The sequence below is a fragment of the Streptomyces sp. NPDC007907 genome (assembly GCF_042959365.1).
In the GTDB taxonomy this organism is placed as follows: domain Bacteria; phylum Actinomycetota; class Actinomycetes; order Streptomycetales; family Streptomycetaceae; genus Streptomyces; species Streptomyces indiaensis.
The window spans coordinates 690,343-707,624 of sequence record NZ_JBIBKR010000003.1 but is presented as its reverse complement, the minus strand read 5'-3'; the positions used below and the strand labels follow the sequence as shown (position 1 = coordinate 707,624).

Genomic DNA, 17,282 nt, shown 5'->3' with positions numbered 1-17,282 from the left:
GAGTTGCGGGTGCGCGTCGGACTGCTGACCCGGGAGTACCCGCCGGACGTGTACGGCGGTGCAGGCGTCCATGTGGAGTTCCTCGCCCGCGAGCTCAGAGCGCTCGTCGACCTGGACGTGCACTGCTGGGGCGAGGGCCGCGCCGACGGCGTACGGCGGCACCGGACCTGGTCCGCGCTCGACGGGGCCAACGACGCGCTGCGCACGTTCTCCGTCGACCTCGCCATGGCCGCCGCCCTCGAAGGCCGCGAACTGGTCCACTCCCACACCTGGTACGCCAACCTCGGCGGCCACCTCGCCAAGCTCCTGTACGGCATCCCGCACGTGATGACCGCGCACTCCCTGGAGCCGCTGCGCCCGTGGAAGGCCGAGCAGCTCGGCGGCGGCTACGACCTGTCCAGCTGGGCCGAACGCACCGCGATCGAGGCCGCCGACGGGGTGATCGCCGTGTCCGCCGCCATGCGCGAGGACATCCTCGGCTGCTACCCGGCGCTGGACCCCGAGCGGGTCCACGTGGTGCACAACGGCATCGACACGAGCCTGTACCGGCCCGACCACGGCACGGACGCCCTGGACCGGATCGGCCTCGACCGCACCCGCCCGTACGTGCTGTTCGTCGGCCGGATCACCCGCCAGAAGGGCGTGCCGCACCTGCTGCGCGCGGTGCGGGACATCGACCCGGCCGCACAGGTCGTGCTGTGCGCAGGGGCCCCGGACACACCGGAGATCGACCAGGAGTTCCGCGAGCTGTTCGGGGAGCTGAGCGCGGTCCGCGACGGTGTGTTCTGGATCCCGAAGATGCTGCCGCGCCCGGAGGTGATCCAGCTCCTCACGCACGCCGCCCTGTTCGTCTGCCCGTCGGTGTACGAGCCGCTCGGCATCGTGAACCTGGAGGCGATGGCCTGCGGCACGCCGGTGGTGGCCTCGGCGGTCGGCGGCATCCCCGAGGTCGTGGACGACGGCACGACCGGGCTGCTCGTCCCGGCCGGCGACGGATTCGAGGCGGGTCTGGCCCGGGCCATGGACACCGTCCTGGGCGATCCGGGCGCCGCGCGGCGGATGGGCGAGGCCGGGCGGGAGCGCGCGGTCGGTGAATTCGGCTGGGACGCGGTGGCCCGGCGCACGGTCCGGCTCTACGAGGAGATCGTCAAACAGGCTTAGTGGGTACTGCTCAGGGGCAGGCATCGGGAAATTCGGCGTGAGGGGAGCGGCCATGCGTGGTGGTGGTCCTTCGGTCCTGGGGATCGTGCTGGCGGGCGGCGAGGGCAAGCGGCTGATGCCCCTGACCGCGGACCGCGCCAAACCGGCGGTGACCTTCGGCGGCACGTACCGTCTGGTCGACTTCGTCCTGTCCAACCTCGTCAACGGCGACATCCTGCGCATCTGCGTCCTGACGCAGTACAAGTCGCACTCGCTGGACCGGCACGTCACGACCACCTGGCGGATGTCCAACCTGCTGGGCAACTACGTCACGCCCGTCCCGGCCCAGCAGCGCCTCGGCCCGCGCTGGTACCTGGGCAGCGCGGACGCGATCCTGCAGTCGCTGAACCTCGTCTACGACGAGCAGCCCGAGTACGTCGCCGTCTTCGGCGCCGACCACGTCTACCGCATGGACCCGCGCCAGATGCTCACCCAGCACATCGAGAGCGGCGCGGGTGTCACGGTCGCCGGGATCCGGGTGCCGCGCACCGAGTCCTCGTCCTTCGGGGTGATCACGCCGGGCTCCGACGGGCAGACGGTGGAGCGCTTCCTGGAGAAGCCGACGGAGCCGCCCGGTCTGGCGGACGACCCCGACTGCGTGTTCGCCTCGATGGGCAACTACATCTTCACCACCAAGGCCCTCATCGAGGCGCTCAAGCGGGACGCGGAGGACGAGTCGTCCGTGCACGACATGGGCGGCTCGATCCTGCCCCAGCTCACGGACCGGGGCGAGGCGGCGCTGTACGACTTCAGCGCCAACCACGTCCCGGGCGAGACCACCCGCGACCAGGGCTACTGGCGCGACGTCGGCACGCTGGACGCCTACTACGAGGCCCACATGGACCTGATCGCCGAGCGCCCCGCCTTCAACCTGTACAACCGCAGCTGGCCGATCTACACGCACTCGTACCAGCTCTCGCCGGCCCGCTTCAACGCCGGTGGCATCGCCAGCGAGTCGATCATCAGCGCCGGCTGCCTGGTGCGCGGACAGGTCACGCGGTCCGTGCTGTCGCCGGGCGTGGTGGTCGACCCGGGGGCCGTGGTGCAGGGCTCGGTGCTGCACGACAACGTGCACATCGGCCGGGGAGCGGTGGTGCGCGGCGCCGTCCTCGACAAGAACGTCGCGGTGCCGCCCGGCGCGACGATCGGCGTCAACCCGGAGCGGGACGCGGAGCTGTACACCGTGTCGAAGGGCGGGGTCATCGCCCTCGGAAAGGGGCAGTTGGTCACCTGAGGCGGGGCGGCCCCGGGACTTTGTCCTGCCTCTGGACGAAGAGCGGAATCCGTGGTGGCATGCAACCTCCTGTACATGACAACGTTGGCATGGAGGTTCCGTGCGTCCCCGACGCCCCAGAAACCGCCTCGCGTTACTGCTCTGTGCGCTCCTCGCCCTCACCGGCCTGGCCGCGGCACCCGCCCCGGCGGACGACCCCTCCGAGATCCACGGCCTCAAGGGCGAGTACTACACCCAGTCCGCCCCCGGCGCCTTCGACTTCCACACCCTCAAGGCGACCGCCTTCGACCAGGACCTCGACTTCGACAACCTGGAGCCGCGCCTGAACTTCACCACCGGACGCTTTGACGACGTCAGCGTCCGCTGGACCGGCAGGATCGTCCCGGCGGAGACCGGCCCCCACACCTTCTCGATCACCGGCGACAACGGCTTCCGCCTCTGGATCGACGGACGGCTCGCCATCGACCACTGGGTCGACGACTGGGACCGCGAGCAGACGTCCGAGCCCGTCGACCTGACCGCCGGCCGGGCCCACGACATCAAGGTCGAGTACTTCGAGCACTACGGCGGCTCCAGCCTCCACCTGCGCTGGACCCGGCCGGGCGCCGCCAAGGAGCCCGTCCCGCAGTCGGCGTTCCGCCTCCCGGACGATTTCGACTACGACGGAGCCCTGGCGGCCACCGTCCAGGCAAGCGGCCGCAGCCTGAAGCTCGACTTCGCCCAGCCCCTCGCCGCGCCCCCGGCGGACCTCACCGATCACCTCGACGCCGTGATCGGCGGCGCCGTGTGGCCCATGGGCTCGGCCCGGCTCGACCCGTCCGACCCCACGTCCCTCCTCGTCGCGCTGGACGAACCGGTCGTCGGAAACAAGACCGGCACGGCCCGCGGCACGGCGGACCTCCGCTACGACGGCGAGGGTGGCCTCTCCGACACCGAAGGCAACGTTGTCAAGGCCTTCTGGACCAGCGGCCCCAACCGCTCGACCCACCAGCTGCGCACCCGCTGGGCCGACGACGTTGGCCCGGGCAACGCCCACCCCGAGTACCCGCGTCCCCAGCTGACCCGGGACGCCTGGCAAGGTCTCAACGGCCGCTGGCAGTTCGCCGCCGCCGAGCCGGGGGAGCAGCCGCCCGTCGGGAAGATGCTGAAGGAGCGCATCCTCGTCCCGTACCCGGTGGAGTCGCAGCTCTCCGGCATCGAGCGGCACGAGGACCGCATGTGGTACCGCCGCACCTTCACGGTCCCGGCCGGCTGGGACATCGGCTCCGGCAAGCGGCTCAAGCTCAACTTCGGCGCCGTCGACTGGCGCGCCGAGGTCTACGTCAACGGCACGAAGGTCGCCGTGCACGAGGGCGGCTACGACAAGTTCAGCGCCGACGTCACCGACGCGCTGAAGCCCGGCCGCACCCAGGAACTGATCGTCGGCGTGTACGACCCGACCGACGCGGCGTCCGGCGAGAACCCGCCGCTCGGCAAGCAGCGCCTGGACCCGAGCGGCATCTGGTACACCCCGTCCTCCGGCATCTGGCAGACGGTCTGGATGGAGCCGGTGGCCCGCGACCACGTGGACTCCCTGAAGCTCACTCCGGACGTGGCCGGCGAGAAGCTGACCGTGGAGGCCCGGGGCGTCCGGGACGGCGTACCGATCACGGCGACGGCGTACGACGGGCGGCGCAAGGTGGCCACGGCGAGCGGCCGCACCGGCCGGCCGCTGACCCTGGCCGTCCACGACCCGCACCTGTGGTCACCCGACGACCCCTTCCTCTACCGCCTGGAGGTGAAGGCCGGCGCCGACCGGGCCGGCAGCTACTTCGGGATGCGCTCGATCGCCGTCGAGAAGGTGAACGGCGTCCCGCGCACGGTCCTGAACGGCGAGCCGGTCTTCATGATGGCCACCCTCGACCAGGGCTTCTGGCCGGACGGCCTGCACACCGCACCCACCGACGAGGCCCTCGCGTACGACCTGAAGGCGCACAAGCGGCTCGGCTTCAACTCCGTCCGCAAGCACATCAAGGTCGAGCCGGACCGCTGGTTCTACTGGGCCGACCGGCTCGGGCTGCTGGTGTGGCAGGACATGCCCGCGATGACGGCCGGGGTGAATCCGAGCGCCGCCTCCCGGGCCCGCTACGAGCGCGAGATGAAGGAGATGATCGACGAGCACGTCAGCAGCCCGTCCGTCGTCATGTGGGTGACCTTCAACGAGGGCTGGGGTCAATACGACGTGGGCCGGGTCGCCGACCAGGCCAAGGCCTGGGACCCGACCCGGCTGGTCAACAACCAGTCCGGGCTGAACCTCGGTGCCGACGGCGGCACCGGCGACCTTATGGACGAGCACGGCTACCCCAGCCCCGCCCTGCCGCCCCGGCCGGACGGCGAGCGCGCCCTGGTCAGCGGCGAGTACGGCGGCCTCGGCCTCGCGGTGCCCGGCCACGCCTGGTCGGTGCAGCAGTCCTACGTCGACGTCGACCCCGCCACCTACACCGAGGACTATCTGACGAAGCTGGACGAGGTCCGCGCGCTGGTCTGCAAGGGGAGCAACGGGGCCGTCTACACCCAGATCACGGACGTCGAGGGTGAGCTCAACGGCTTCCTCACCTACGACCGCGCGGTGCTGAAGCCCGACACGGGAAAGCTGAGGGCGGCGCACGAGGCGTTGATCCGTGACGCCTCCCGGGTGACTCCCACGAGGTGCCCGGCGGCGCAACCTGTGCTGGACTGACGGCACATGCACCATAAGTCCCGCCCCATATCCCGGGGTGGGACTTAATCTGCTGTTAACTGTACGTAGCCTGATCGTACTTGACCGTAATCGGCTGGGGGCGGTTGACTGCTGGCCCACCCGTCGTCGACGCGAGGCAAGCCCTTGACTGCTGATCTGCTCGCCCCTCTGGACCTGGCGTTCTGGAACCTCGAGTCCGCCGAGCACCCGATGCACCTCGGCGCGCTCGGGATCTTCTCGGCCCATTCGCCCGCCGCGGGCGCCCACGCGGCGGACCTGCTCGCGGCCCGGGCCGCCGGGGTCCCCGGGCTGCGGATGCGCATCCGCGACGTGTGGCAGCCGCTGCCCGCCGCGCTGCGCCGCCCGCTCGCCTTCGGCGGCGCGGCCCGCGAGGCGGACCCGGACTTCGACCCCCTGAACCACGTACGGCTGCACGCCCCGACCGCCGACTTCCACGCGGTGGCGGGCCGGCTCATGGGACGCCCCCTGGAGCGCGACCGGCCGCCGTGGGAGGCCCATGTGCTGCCCGGCGAGGACGGCGTCTGCTTCGCCGTGCTGTTCAAGTTCCACCACGCCCTGGCCGACGGGCTGCGGGCGCTGACCCTCGCGGCCGGCGTCATGGACCCGATGGACATGCCCCCGCCCCGGCCGCGCCCCACCGCGGCCCCGCGTGGCCTCGTGCCGGACGTGCGCGATCTGCCCGGGATGATGCGCGGGGCCCTGTCCGACATGAGCCGCGCCCTGGACATCGGCGCCGCCGTCGCCCGCTCCTCCCTCGACGTGCGCTCCACCCCCGCCCTGACCTGCGAGCCGAGCGGCACCCGCCGCACCGCCGGCGTGGTGCTCGACCTCGACGACGTCCACCGCGTGCGCAAGACCGTCGGCGGCACCGTCAACGACGTCCTCATCGCGGTCGTCGCCGGCGCCCTGCGCCGCTGGCTCGACGCGCGCGGGGACGGCAGCGAGGGCGTCGCGCCCCGTGCGCTGATCCCCGTCTCCAAGCGCCGCCCGCGCACCGCGTACCCGCAGGGCAACCGGCTCTCCGGGTACTTGATACGGCTTCCGGTGGACGACCCGGACCCGCTGGCCCGCCTGGCCTCGGTCCGGGACGCCATGGACCGCAACAAGGACGCCGGCCCCAACCGGGGCGCGGGCGCCGTCGCCCTGCTCGCCGACCACGTCCCCGCCCTCGCCCACCGGCTCGGCGGCCCCCTGGTCGGCCAGGCGGCCCGCCTCTGGTTCGACCTGCTGGTCACCAGCGTGCCCCTGCCCAGCCTGGGCCTGAAGCTCGGCGGCCACCCCCTCACCGCCGTCTTCCCCTTCGCCCCGCTGGCCCCTGGCCACTCCCTGGCGGTCGCTGTCTCCACGTACCGGGGCAGCGTCCACTACGGCCTGGTCGCCGACGGCGAGGCGGTCCCCGACCTCGATCTGTTCGCCACGGCCGTGTCGCAGGAGGTGGCGACGCTGATCAAGGCCTGCCGGTCGTGATCGGGGCGGGTTTGGCGGTGCGGCCCGGCCCTGAAGTAAAATCCGCCCTTCGAAAGCGGGCGCGACCGGCGCGCCGCGAGGGCAGAGCAGGGAACGACAGCGGCGATGACGGTGACACAGGACGGTCCGCAGGCCATGGACGAGGCCGACGGGCTCTCGTACGGACCCGGCATCGACCCGGAGCGCCTGGCCGTCTGCCTCAGTGTGCTCGAGGAACTCGACAAACTGGAGGTCGACCACCCGGACGCCATCGCGGTGCGCCGGGCCACGGCCGGTATCTACCGCACGGTCAAGCAGCGCCGCCGCCAGGAGCGGCGGGCCGCCAAGACCGCCCACGACAAGGCGGTCACGGAGGCCACGGCGACCGGCTCCGCCCAGCGCATCGACGACGAGACCGAGGGCCTGCTGCCGACGTCGGCCACCGAGGAGGGCAGGATCGCGGGGATACTCCAGCGCCCGCGCTCCTGCTACACCTGCAAGACCCGGTACGTGGAAGTCGACTACTTCTACCACCAGCTCTGTCCGGACTGCGCCCGGCTGAACCGCGACAAGCGCGACGCCCGCGCCGACCTCACCGGCAAGCGCGCCCTGCTCACCGGCGGCCGCGCCAAGATCGGCATGTACATCGCGCTCCGGCTGCTGCGCGACGGCGCGCACACCACCATCACCACGCGCTTCCCCAAGGACGCCATCCGCCGTTTCAAGGCCATGGACGACTCCGCGGACTGGATGCACCGCCTGGAGGTCGTCGGCATCGATCTGCGCGACCCCGCACAGGCCGTGGCCCTCGCGGAACAGGTCGCCGAGTCCGGCCCGCTCGACATCCTCGTCAACAACGCGACGCAGACCGTGCGCCGCCTGCCCTCCGCGTACGCCGCCCTCGTCGAGGGCGAGAACGCCCCGCTGCCCGCCGGCGAGCTGCCCGCCCACCACGTCATCGGCGCCTTCAACTCCGGCGCGGTCGACGGCATCGCCGCGCTGCCGCTCGGCACCAGCGGGCTGGATGCGCAGAAGGTCGCCGACCTCGCCCTGGTCGCGGGCAACGCCAGCGTGGAACGGCACCTGGACGGCACGGCGATCGACGCGGGCGGCCTCCTGCCCGACGTGGTGGACTCCAACACCTGGGTGCAGACCATCGAGCAGATCTCGCCCGTGGAGCTGCTGGAGACGCAGCTGTGCAACTACACGGCGCCCTTCATCCTGATCAGCGCGTTGCGGCCGGCCATGGCCGAGGCCGCGAAGAAGGCGGAGAGCGGACGCGCGTACGTGGTCAACGTGTCCGCCATGGAGGGTGTCTTCGGGCGCGGGTACAAGGGCGCCGGGCATCCGAACACCAACGCCGCCAAGGCCGCGATGAACATGGTGACGCGGACCAGCGCGCAGGAGATGTTCCAGACCGACGGCATCCTCATGACCTCGGTCGACACGGGCTGGATCACGGACGAGCGGCCGCACTACGACAAGCTGCGGCTCGCCGAGGCGGGGTTCCACGCGCCGCTCGACCTGGTCGACGGCGCGGCCCGGGTCTACGACCCGATCGTGCGGGGCGAGGCGGGAGAGGACCTGTACGGGATCTTCCTGAAGGACTACGCGCCCGGCAAGTGGTAGGCACGGCCCCCTGGGGAGCATGCCGCCTGCCAGGAGCCCGACTTGGGGCTCCCGGCAGGCGGGTCGTGACCCGGCCAACCGGGCTTGAACTGCGCAACCGTCCGGAGAGCGCGGTGGCCGACGTACGCCGTTCGAGTGATTCGCACATCGCCCGCACCTCTACAAATCAGGACGTAGACCGGAGTTGAACACCGGATGACGCGCGATCGTTACCGGTTGTTTTCAGCCCCATCGAGCGGGGCCCTGCTCATTTGGTTAGTCTGATGCGGACGGACAGCAGCACGGGGTCCTACCCACACCCACGGTCCGTCATGGGACCAGCCGGTTCACCACGGCCTGCTCTCCCGTGAGTCGACCGGCGCCACCGCGTCCGAACTGCATTTGACATAGAGGCCCGAGTGGGCGTCAGGCGCAGCAGGACCGGCGCGTACGTCCCGAGGGTGACCGACACATAAGGAGTGCGCGGTGACACCGGAGAAGACGAATCGCGATCAGCGCCCCAAGGAACGTAGCGAGCGCGCCGGCCGACGGGCCGACGAGCTCGGCAGCCTCGACGTGTGGGCCCGTTCGGCCCCGATCCGCCTCGCGGGCTACGAGGACGACCTCGCAGAGCCCCACATCCTGCCCAGCGTCGACTGACATCGGGCGCACCCCTCCGCGACCTCCGAGCGCAGGGCCGTGCCAGACTCACGGCCATGCTGATCAGGGAAGCGACGGCTGACGACTGGCCTCGCATCTGGCCCTTCTGGCACCGCATCGTCGCCGCGGGCGAGACCTACGCATGGGACCCGGGCACCTCCGAGGAGGAGGCCCGGGTCCTGTGGATGAACCCGGCGAAACGCGTCTACGTCGTCGAGGACGACACCGGCGCCGTCGTCGCCTCCGCCTACCTCACCCCCAATTACGGCGGCCCCGCCGCCGGTATCGCCAACGCCGGTTTCATGGTCGACCCCGGCAAAGGCGGCCGGGGCTACGGCCGGGCCCTGGCCGAACACCTCCTGACCGAAGCCCGGACCGCCGGCTTCCGGGGCATGGTCTTCAACGCCGTCGTCGAGACCAACCCCGCGGTGGCACTGTGGACTTCCCTCGGCTTCACGATCCTCGGCACGGTCCCGGAGGCCTTCGACCATCCGCGGCACGGCCTGGTGGGGCTGCACATCATGTACCGGGCGTTGTAGAGCGACGGAGGAACCCATGACCGGCCTTCGGACGGAGCCCCTGGACGCCTCCGCCTGGCCGGACTTCGCCGGTCTGGCCGAGCGGCACAAAGGCGTCCGGGGCGGCTGCTGGTGCATGGACTTCCACTCCGAGGGCCCCAGCCGTGACCGGTCCCCGGACCGGAACCACTCCGCGAAGGAGAGCCAGGCGCCTGGGCGAGCACCACTGGGTGGTCTCCCGCGACGTCCCGGCGGAGTCCGTCAGGGCCGGGCGTACGGCCGGGTCATGATCTCCATGTTGTGGCCGTCCGGGTCCTCGAAGTAGGCGCCGCGGCCGCCGAAGAGGTCGTTGACCCGGCCCGCGCGGGTGTGGTTCGGGTCTGCGTAGTAGGTGACACCGAGCGCCTCCAGGCGGTCGATCATGCCGTCGAACCGATCCTCGGGCACGAGGAACGCGTAGTGCTGCGACTGGATCGGCTCGTCGGTCTTCTCGTAGTAGTCCAGGGTCACGCCGTTGCCCAGGTCGACGGGCAGGAACGGGCCGAAGGGGGCGCCGACCTCCAGACCCAGGACCGCCGCGAGGAACTCCGCGGACAGGCGGCGGTCGGAAGCGTAGACGGCGGTGTGGTCGAGGCGGGCGACCGTGGTCGGGAGTGCGGGGGCCTGAGGGGTGTAAGACATGCGTGCGTTCGTCTCCGGGTGTCGGGATCCGTGCGGAAGCGCCGATGAGGGGCGCGGGGAGGAGGACACGAAGACGGGAGGCGGGGCGCGTGCCCTCTCCGGCTCTCGGGCGGGCCCGGGCGGGGTGATCCCCGCCGCGCTCACTCCGAGGCCGGGCGCCTCACTCGTGCATGGCCTACGGCCGACCCGGCAGTCACCCGGCCGACCCTAGTCCATCGGCGCCGTGCGCTGCCACGGGTTTCGCTCCTCCAACTGCCCGGCCAGAGCCAGGAGTCGGGACTCAGTGCCGGGGCGGCCCACCAGCTGCACGGCGCACGGGGCGCCTGAGGGGAGGGTGCCGCAGGGGACGGACATGGCGGGCCAGCCGGTCAGGTTCCACGGCGGCGTCAGGGGCGAGTAGGTGGTGTTCGCCAGCACGTTCCTCAGCCAGCCCCGCTCGTGCCATGGCCCGGCCTTCGGAGAACGGCGGGCGAGCGCGGGCGTCAGCAGCACGTCGTGCTCGGCGAAGAACGGCTCCAGCCGGCGGCGCAGCCGCTCACGGCTCGACCCCGAGCTCACCGTGCGCAGGAAGGGCCGGCCGAGCCGGGCGTGGACGCGGGTGCGGCGCGTCAGCAGCCGGGGGTCGAGCGGCAGGGCGTCCGCGGCGGTGCCCGCCGTCCAGTGCGTCAGCGAGGTCGTGGCGAGGGACATCGGGTAGGGCGGGTCGGCACGCCGGACCTGATGGCCCGCCCTCATCAGCAGCCCCGCCGCGTCCCGGGCGGCCGCCGCGAACGGACGGCTGACGGTGACCCCGGCCAGCGGACTGCGCAGCGACACGGCCACCCTGAGGACGCCGGGCTCGGGCGCGGGGCCGGGCTCGGTGCCCGCCAGGACCGAGAACATCAGGCGTGCGTCCTCGACGGTCGTGGCGAGCGGCCCGTTCTCCGCCATGCCGAACCAGGTGCTGTCCCCTTCGCCGGTGGGGATCACTCCCTGGCCCGGTTTGATGGTCACGAGGCCGCAGTTGGCGGCCGGAATGCGCAGGGAGCCCATCCCGTCGTTGCCGAGGGCGATCGGCACCATCCCGGCGGCCACGGCCGCCGCGCTGCCGCCCGAGGAACCGCCTGCCGAACGTGTGGGGTCCCAGGGGTTGCGGGCGATGCCCAGCACGCCGTCGGTCGTGCCGAAGACGCACAGCTCGGGGACGTTCGTGACCCCCACGACCACCGCGCCCGCCGCCCGCAGCCGGGCGACCGTCACATGATCGCGCGCGGCCGGCGTGTCCGGGGTGGCGGCCGAGCCGATCCGCCGGGACTCGCCGCGCACGGCGAGGTTGTCCTTGACGGCTACGGGCACCCCGGCCAGGGGCAGTTCGGCGAAGTCGCCGCGCGCCGCGACCTCGTCGGCCTCGGCCAGGGCCGCCTCGGCGCGCACCGCGCGGAACGCGCCGACCCGGCCGTCGAGCCGCTCGATCCGGGCGAGGTGCTCGGCGACCACCTCGCGGGGCGTGACCCGCTTGTCGCGTACGGCGGCGGCTATCTCGGCGGCGGTACGGCCGGCCCAGGTGGTCACAGCGGCTCCTCGGAGGGGAGAGGGCGGACTTACTGACGAGTACGTAGGGAGAAACTGTGCACCAGGCGGGGACCGCGCGTCGAGGCCGCCGACCGCGCCGGGCCGGCCGGTGCCGCCGGCGAGGGGCCTGCCGCGGCCGGCTCAGCGCAGGTGGCGGGCGAGGAAGGCCTCGGTGACGTCCATCGAGGCGGCCCACTTCGGCCCGAACGTGTGCCCCTCACCGGAGACCGTGCGCAGTTCGACGTCCTTGCCCGCCTTGCGGAACGCGGCGGCGGCCTCGCGCGACCAGGCCAGGGGGCAGGTGTCGTCCGCGGTGCCGTGCTGGATCAGCAGCGGCTCGGTCATGCGGGCGGCGTGGGTGAGGGGCGAGACGCCCCGCCAGAACGCCGGGTCGTCCGCGGGCGTGCCGTGCCTGTCCTCGATCTCGGCGACGAGGGGGTCGCCGTCGGGCCGCTGGAAGTGGTCGATGTTCTCGTCCGGCCGCGCGCTGACCGGGGCGTACGCCACCGCCGCGTCGAACAGGCCCGGCGCCACGACCAGGGTGTTGTACACGACCCCGCCGCCCATCGAGCGCCCGAACAGCCCGATGCGGTCGCCGTCGATCTCCGGTCGCCCGGAGTCGCGCAGGGCCAGGGCGGCGCCGATGACGTCCTCGGTGTAGCCGAGCCGCAGGTTGACGTCGTTGTCCGGGTCCTTGCCGGAGCGGGCGTGATTGCGGTAGTCGGTGTGCAGGACGACGTATCCGCTGCGGGCCAGGCGGTCCTGCTCGCGCGGCATGCCCTGGCCGCTGACGTAGACGTCGGGGTCGATGTAGCCGTGCGCCAGCACCACCGCCGGGAACGGGCCCTCGCCCCGGGGGATGTTCATGATCCCCGAGATCGTCAGGCCGTTCGCCTCGTACGTGACGGCGTACCGGGTGTAGGCGTCCGTGCGATCGAGCACCGCGCCGAGGCGCAGGCCGGAGCCGGTGTGCTCGCGCCGCATCAGGGCCTGGAGGGAGACGGGGTCGGCGGGGGTGGGGGAGGGCGCGCTGCGCGGGCTCTCCCCGGTGGCCCGTGCCGGTGTCGGCGCGGCCTCGGACACACCGTCCCCCGCACCGCCGGTACAGCCCAGCGCGACGGCCAGCAGCAGTCCGGCGGCCGCGTGGGCCGTGCCCCGAAGCCGCATACCGCCCAGTGTGACCCCCGTCGGCGCCGCAGGACAGGGCCGGCCCTCCCCGGGCCCCAGTGCCTATGGCGCAGGTCACATACGCCCGTGTCACATCGGGAGGGGGCCGCCGCCTCATAGGGGTGAACGGCACCGACAACGGCAGAGGAGCTCACCATGAGCGCACGACTGGACGTCTTCGCCATCCCGAGCGCGAGCAAGGTCGTCAAGCAGTTCCACTCCCTGGGACGGCTGGTGGCGGAGTCGCCGCTGCCGGCCACCACCCGGGAACTGGTCTCCCTCCGCACGAGCCAGATCAACGGATGCGCCGTCTGCATCGACATGCACACCAAGGAAGCCACCGCCGCCGGGGAGAGTTCCGTACGTCTCCATCTCGTCGCGGCCTGGCGGGAGGCCACGGTCTTCACCGAGGCCGAGCGGGCCGCGCTGGAGCTGGCCGAGCAGGGCACCCGGATCGCCGACGGCGCCGGTGGCGTGCCGGACGCGGTGTGGCGGCGAGCCGCCGAGCACTACGACGAGGAACAGCTCATGGCGCTGGTGATCCTGATCGCCTTCATGAACACCGCGAACCGGCTCAACGTCATGCTCGAGCAGCCGGCGGGCGACTACCGGCCCGGCCAGTTCGGGTAACCGCCCAGCGCCGGGGCCGGGTCACGCCCTTGGCCCCGGCCCCGTCAGCCGGGTCGGCGGCAGGTACTCCCGCACGTACGTCCGCTCCCACCACGCGCCCGTCTCCCGCAGCTCGCGCCACGACGTGAAGCGGTAGCGGAACAGGCGGGCGCGCACGTACCGCGGGGGTTCGTCCGGCGGGAACGGGGAGCGCCGCAGCAGCTTGAGGGTCTCCCGGTCGTTCTCCAGCAGCCGTTCCACCAGCACCCCGAACCAAGACTCCGCGTAGGCGGGGGAGAGGGCCGCGAACCACATGAGCCAGTCGAGCCGCAGATGGTAGGGCGCGAACTGGCGCGGCCAGCGCCGCGGATCGCCCGGCTTGCCCTTGAACTCGTACTCCCGCCACCCCGACTCCGCGTGCGGCACGTCGTCCGCGGTGCCCTCCACCACTACCTCGTACCGCACCCGGCTCACACTGCCGAACGCCCCGTAGGTGTTGACCAGATGGAGCGGGTCGAAGGAGCGGTTCATGACCTGGCGGCGGGAGAGCATGTTGCGTACCGGCCGGTAGCCGAGGCCGAGCAGCAGCGCCGACACCGCGAGCACCACGACGACGTACCACAACGGGGCGTCGGGCACCTGCGGCGGATCGGCAGGGAACCGCACCGCCGACAGCGCCAGCACGATCGTGATCCAGTTCAGCCAGGCGAAGTTGCCCGAGAGCACCAGCCACAGCTGGGTGACGATCATCAGGCAGGCGGCGGCCGTCGCGACCGGCTGCGGGACGAACAGCAGGAAGGGCACCGCGAGCTGGGTGACGTGGTTCGCCGCCACCTCCACGCGGTGCAGGGGCTTCGGCAGACGGTGGAAGAACCAGCTGAGCGGGCCCGGCATCGGCTGGGTCTCGTGGTGGTGGTCCAGGCAGGTGAGCTTGCGCCAGCAGACGTCGCCGCGCATCTTGATCAGCCCCGCGCCGAACTCCACCCGGAACAGGATCCACCGCAGCAGGAACAGCACGACGACCGGTGGCGCCACCTCGTCGTTGCCGAGGAACACCGCGAGGAACCCGACCTCCAGCAGCAGCGACTCCCAGCCGAACGCGTACCAGGTCTGCCCGACGTTGACGATCGACAGGTACAGCGCCCACGGCACCAGCCACAGCGCCATGCCGGCCCACAGCGGCAGCAGCGAGTCCAGACCGGCCAGCAGCGCCGCCGACACCGCGCAGCCGGTCCAGGCGCACACCGCGAAGAAGCGGTCCGAGTAGTGCCACTGGAACAGGCTCGGAGCCCGCTTGAACGGCACGCGCTCGACGAACCGCGGCACCGGCAGCATGCCGCGCCGGCCGATCAGCGCGCGGAACTGGAGCGCCGCCGTCAGGAAGGCGACCAGATACACGGCCGCCAGGGCCCGCTGGAAGACCAGCCGGGTCACCCAGTAGTCGGATGCGGCGAACCATTCCACGGCCGTGGGGCCCTCCTTCCCGTACGACGTGGGGCCCGGCCGTCACGCTCGGTGTCACGTCGCCCCGGTTACGTGACCGTGAGCGACCGAAGCACACCATAGCGCCGGGCCCGGCCTCGTACCGGACACCCCCGATCCGGCCGTTGAAACCGGGCCGGTGTCCGGCGACCGGGCCACCGAGCGCATCCCCGGCGGCCCCTCGGGTGTCTTCAGTAACCGAGGGCCGATCCGGCACAGCGGCCCGTAGACTCGGCCCATCCGGTCGAAGAATCGGACGAACCCTGGCAAGGTGGGCCCATGGCTGATCGGGGAGCGAGCGCCCTGTCCCTCCCGGACGACTGGCCCGCCCACCCGGATCGGATCCTCGCGCTCAACCGGATGGGCAGCTTCGACTGGGATCTGGACACCGGCCTGATGCAGATGGACGCCCAGGCCCACGAGGTCTTCGACGTGCGCGCCGACGAGTACGACGACCACCCCGAGACCCTCGCCAAGCGCGTGCCGCCCGACGAGTCCCGGCGCCTGGACACGGCGGTCTCGCAGGCGCTCAAGGACGGCAGCGAGAATTACGGCGCGTACTTCCGCATCCGCCGCCGCGACGGCAGCCTGCGCTGGACGCACACCCAGGGCTACATCCGGCGCGACGACACCGGCCGCCCCCGCCGCATCATCGGCATCATCCGGGACGCCACCCAGGAACTCGGCGAGATCGACGCGCGCCGGGACCAGGCCGCCAAGGACGAAGCCCGCCGGCAGCAGACCAGCGTCGTCGAGCTCACCACGGCCGCCCTCGCCCACGCCCGCACCGTCCAGGACGTCATCGACGTCCTGAAGGACACCCACGGCCTGGTCCACCTGGGCGCCACCAGTCTCGTCATGGGCCTGGTCGAGGCCGGCCGCATCCGCCTGGTCGCCGAGGGGCCCTCCGACAGCTTCGTCCCCGGCACCCGCGTCACCCGGATCGACGAGCCCTATCCGATGAGCGAGGCCGTCCGCACCCTCGGTCCGTGCTTCATCGAGTCGCCGGAGGAGTTCGCCGAGCGCTATCCGATCCTGTGGCCGCACATCACCGGCCTCGACATCACCTCGGCCGCCTATCTGCCGCTGATCGTCCAGGCCCGGCCGATCGGCGTCATGGGCCTGCTCTACAGCGACCGGTACGGCTTCACGTCCGAGGAGCGCAACATCCTCGTCGCCCTCGGCAGCAGCATCGCGCAGAGCCTGCAGCGCGCCATGTTCTACGAACAGGAGATGGACCTCGCGCAGGGCCTCCAGCAGGCCATGCTGCCCCGGACCATCCCGAGCGTGCCCGGCGCCGACGTCGCCGTGCGCTACCGCGCCGCCACCATCGGCGGCTCCGTGGGCCGGGACATCGGCGGCGACTGGTACGACCTGATCCCGCTGCCCGGTGGCCGGGTCGGCGCCGTCATCGGCGACGTCCAGGGCCACGACACGCACGCGGCCGCCGTCATGGGCCAGCTGCGCATCGTGCTGCGCGCCTACGCCGCCGAGGGACACCCCCCGGCCACCGTCATGGCCCGGGCCTCCGTCTTCCTGCGCGAACTCGACACCGACCGTTCCGCGACCTGCCTCTACGCGGAGGCCGACCTGTCCACCGGCGTGCTCCAGGTGGTCCGGGCCGGCCACATCGACCCGCTGGTGCGCCACCCCGACGGCTCCTGCCGCCGCGTCATCGTCCCCGGCGGGCTGCCGCTCGGCCTGTCCGCCGAGTTCGGCCGCCTCGACTACCCCGTGACCACTCTGGAGCTCGACCCCGGCGACACCCTGCTGTTGTGCACCGACGGCCTCGTGGAGCAGCCGGGCGCCGACCTCGACGACGGCATGCGCACCCTGTGCGTGCTCGTCGGCACCGGCCCCGACGACGTACGGGACCTCGCCGAGCGGCTCATCGACGTGGCCGACGAGCGCGGCGGCGACGACGACGTGGCGTTGCTCCTGCTGCGCCGGCGCGGACCCGAGGGCCCGCAGTCCGGCCGTCGGCTCCAGCGGCGCGTGGCACCCGGCGACCCCGGGGCCCTCGCCGAGACCCGGCACATGATCCGCACCGCGGTCGCCGCCTGGGGTGCGGGCGAGCGCGCCGACGAGATCGAACTGGTCGCGGACGAGCTGATCACCAACGCCCTGATGCACACCGAGGGCTCCGCGGTCGTCACCCTGCGGGCCTTCACCGGCTCCGAGCGACGGCTGCGCGTCGAGGTCGAGGACTCCTCGAGCGCTCTGCCACGCCGCCGTGAGGCGGGCGACTCGGGCGTCTCCGGGCGCGGCCTGCTCCTGGTCGAGCTGCTCACCGATGTGTGGGGCGTGGAGGCCCGGGGCGGCGGCAAGGCCGTGTGGTGCGAGTTCGTGGTGCCCGGCCGGGACTGACCCCGCGTGGCACTCTGGA

General features: G+C 72.2%; 13 protein-coding genes. 9 read left to right on the top strand and 4 right to left on the bottom strand.

The window, feature by feature from the left end; genetic code table 11:
• Positions 1 to 9 precede the first annotated feature (9 nt).
• The 7 genes from glgA to ACFZDI_RS14630 all read left to right on the top strand — a co-directional run bounded on the left by glgA (position 10) and on the right by ACFZDI_RS14630 (position 9,427).
• Positions 10 to 1,161 (top strand): glycogen synthase, encoded by a 1,152-nt coding sequence (gene glgA / locus ACFZDI_RS14660; RefSeq protein WP_391250571.1) that lies wholly within the window; start codon positions 10 to 12, stop codon positions 1,159 to 1,161.
• A gap of 52 nt (positions 1,162 to 1,213) precedes the next feature.
• Positions 1,214 to 2,434 carry a glucose-1-phosphate adenylyltransferase gene (gene glgC, locus ACFZDI_RS14655; RefSeq protein WP_234848839.1) on the top strand — a complete coding sequence of 407 codons (1,221 nt, stop codon included), beginning with the start codon at positions 1,214 to 1,216 and terminating at the stop codon, positions 2,432 to 2,434.
• A 100-nt stretch (positions 2,435 to 2,534) separates the two neighbouring features.
• Positions 2,535 to 5,153, top strand: a complete 2,619-nt coding sequence (locus tag ACFZDI_RS14650) for a PA14 domain-containing protein (protein ID WP_391250568.1) — start codon at positions 2,535 to 2,537, stop codon at positions 5,151 to 5,153.
• 144 nt (positions 5,154 to 5,297) lie between these two features.
• Positions 5,298 to 6,641 carry a wax ester/triacylglycerol synthase family O-acyltransferase gene (locus ACFZDI_RS14645; RefSeq protein WP_391250565.1) on the top strand — a complete coding sequence of 448 codons (1,344 nt, stop codon included), beginning with the start codon at positions 5,298 to 5,300 and terminating at the stop codon, positions 6,639 to 6,641.
• 105 nt (positions 6,642 to 6,746) lie between these two features.
• On the top strand, positions 6,747 to 8,249 hold the full coding sequence (locus tag ACFZDI_RS14640) for an SDR family NAD(P)-dependent oxidoreductase (protein ID WP_391250562.1): 1,503 nt from the start codon (positions 6,747 to 6,749) through the stop codon (positions 8,247 to 8,249).
• Between the two features lie 465 nt (positions 8,250 to 8,714).
• The gene (locus tag ACFZDI_RS14635) at positions 8,715 to 8,888 is read left to right on the top strand and encodes a hypothetical protein (protein ID WP_234848835.1); all 174 of its coding nucleotides are present in this window, start codon (positions 8,715 to 8,717) and stop codon (positions 8,886 to 8,888) included.
• 56 nt (positions 8,889 to 8,944) lie between these two features.
• On the top strand, positions 8,945 to 9,427 hold the full coding sequence (locus tag ACFZDI_RS14630; protein WP_234848834.1) for a GNAT family N-acetyltransferase: 483 nt from the start codon (positions 8,945 to 8,947) through the stop codon (positions 9,425 to 9,427).
• Positions 9,428 to 9,667: 240 nt separating this feature from the next.
• Here ACFZDI_RS14630 and ACFZDI_RS14625 read toward each other — a convergent pair whose 3' ends face one another.
• The 3 genes from ACFZDI_RS14625 to ACFZDI_RS14615 all read right to left on the bottom strand — a co-directional run bounded on the left by ACFZDI_RS14625 (position 9,668) and on the right by ACFZDI_RS14615 (position 12,805).
• On the bottom strand, positions 9,668 to 10,087 hold the full coding sequence (locus ACFZDI_RS14625) for a VOC family protein (protein WP_234848833.1): 420 nt from the start codon (positions 10,085 to 10,087) through the stop codon (positions 9,668 to 9,670).
• A 207-nt stretch (positions 10,088 to 10,294) separates the two neighbouring features.
• Positions 10,295 to 11,638: an amidase family protein gene (locus ACFZDI_RS14620; protein ID WP_391250558.1), complete on the bottom strand. Its 1,344-nt coding sequence runs from the start codon at positions 11,636 to 11,638 to the stop codon at positions 10,295 to 10,297.
• A 141-nt stretch (positions 11,639 to 11,779) separates the two neighbouring features.
• The gene (locus tag ACFZDI_RS14615) at positions 11,780 to 12,805 is read right to left on the bottom strand and encodes a prolyl oligopeptidase family serine peptidase (RefSeq protein WP_391250555.1); all 1,026 of its coding nucleotides are present in this window, start codon (positions 12,803 to 12,805) and stop codon (positions 11,780 to 11,782) included.
• Between the two features lie 156 nt (positions 12,806 to 12,961).
• Here ACFZDI_RS14615 and ACFZDI_RS14610 point away from each other — a divergent pair, with 156 nt between their 5' ends.
• Positions 12,962 to 13,435, top strand: a complete 474-nt coding sequence (locus ACFZDI_RS14610; protein ID WP_391250552.1) for a carboxymuconolactone decarboxylase family protein — start codon at positions 12,962 to 12,964, stop codon at positions 13,433 to 13,435.
• 21 nt (positions 13,436 to 13,456) lie between these two features.
• Here ACFZDI_RS14610 and ACFZDI_RS14605 read toward each other — a convergent pair whose 3' ends face one another.
• Entirely contained in the window at positions 13,457 to 14,878 is a 1,422-nt protein-coding gene (locus tag ACFZDI_RS14605) for a lipase maturation factor family protein (RefSeq protein ID WP_391250548.1), read from the bottom strand.
• 297 nt (positions 14,879 to 15,175) lie between these two features.
• On the opposite strand from ACFZDI_RS14605, the gene ACFZDI_RS14600 reads away from it, so the two are divergent.
• Positions 15,176 to 17,263: a SpoIIE family protein phosphatase gene (locus ACFZDI_RS14600; RefSeq protein ID WP_391250545.1), complete on the top strand. Its 2,088-nt coding sequence runs from the start codon at positions 15,176 to 15,178 to the stop codon at positions 17,261 to 17,263.
• The last annotated feature ends 19 nt before the right edge of the window (positions 17,264 to 17,282 follow it).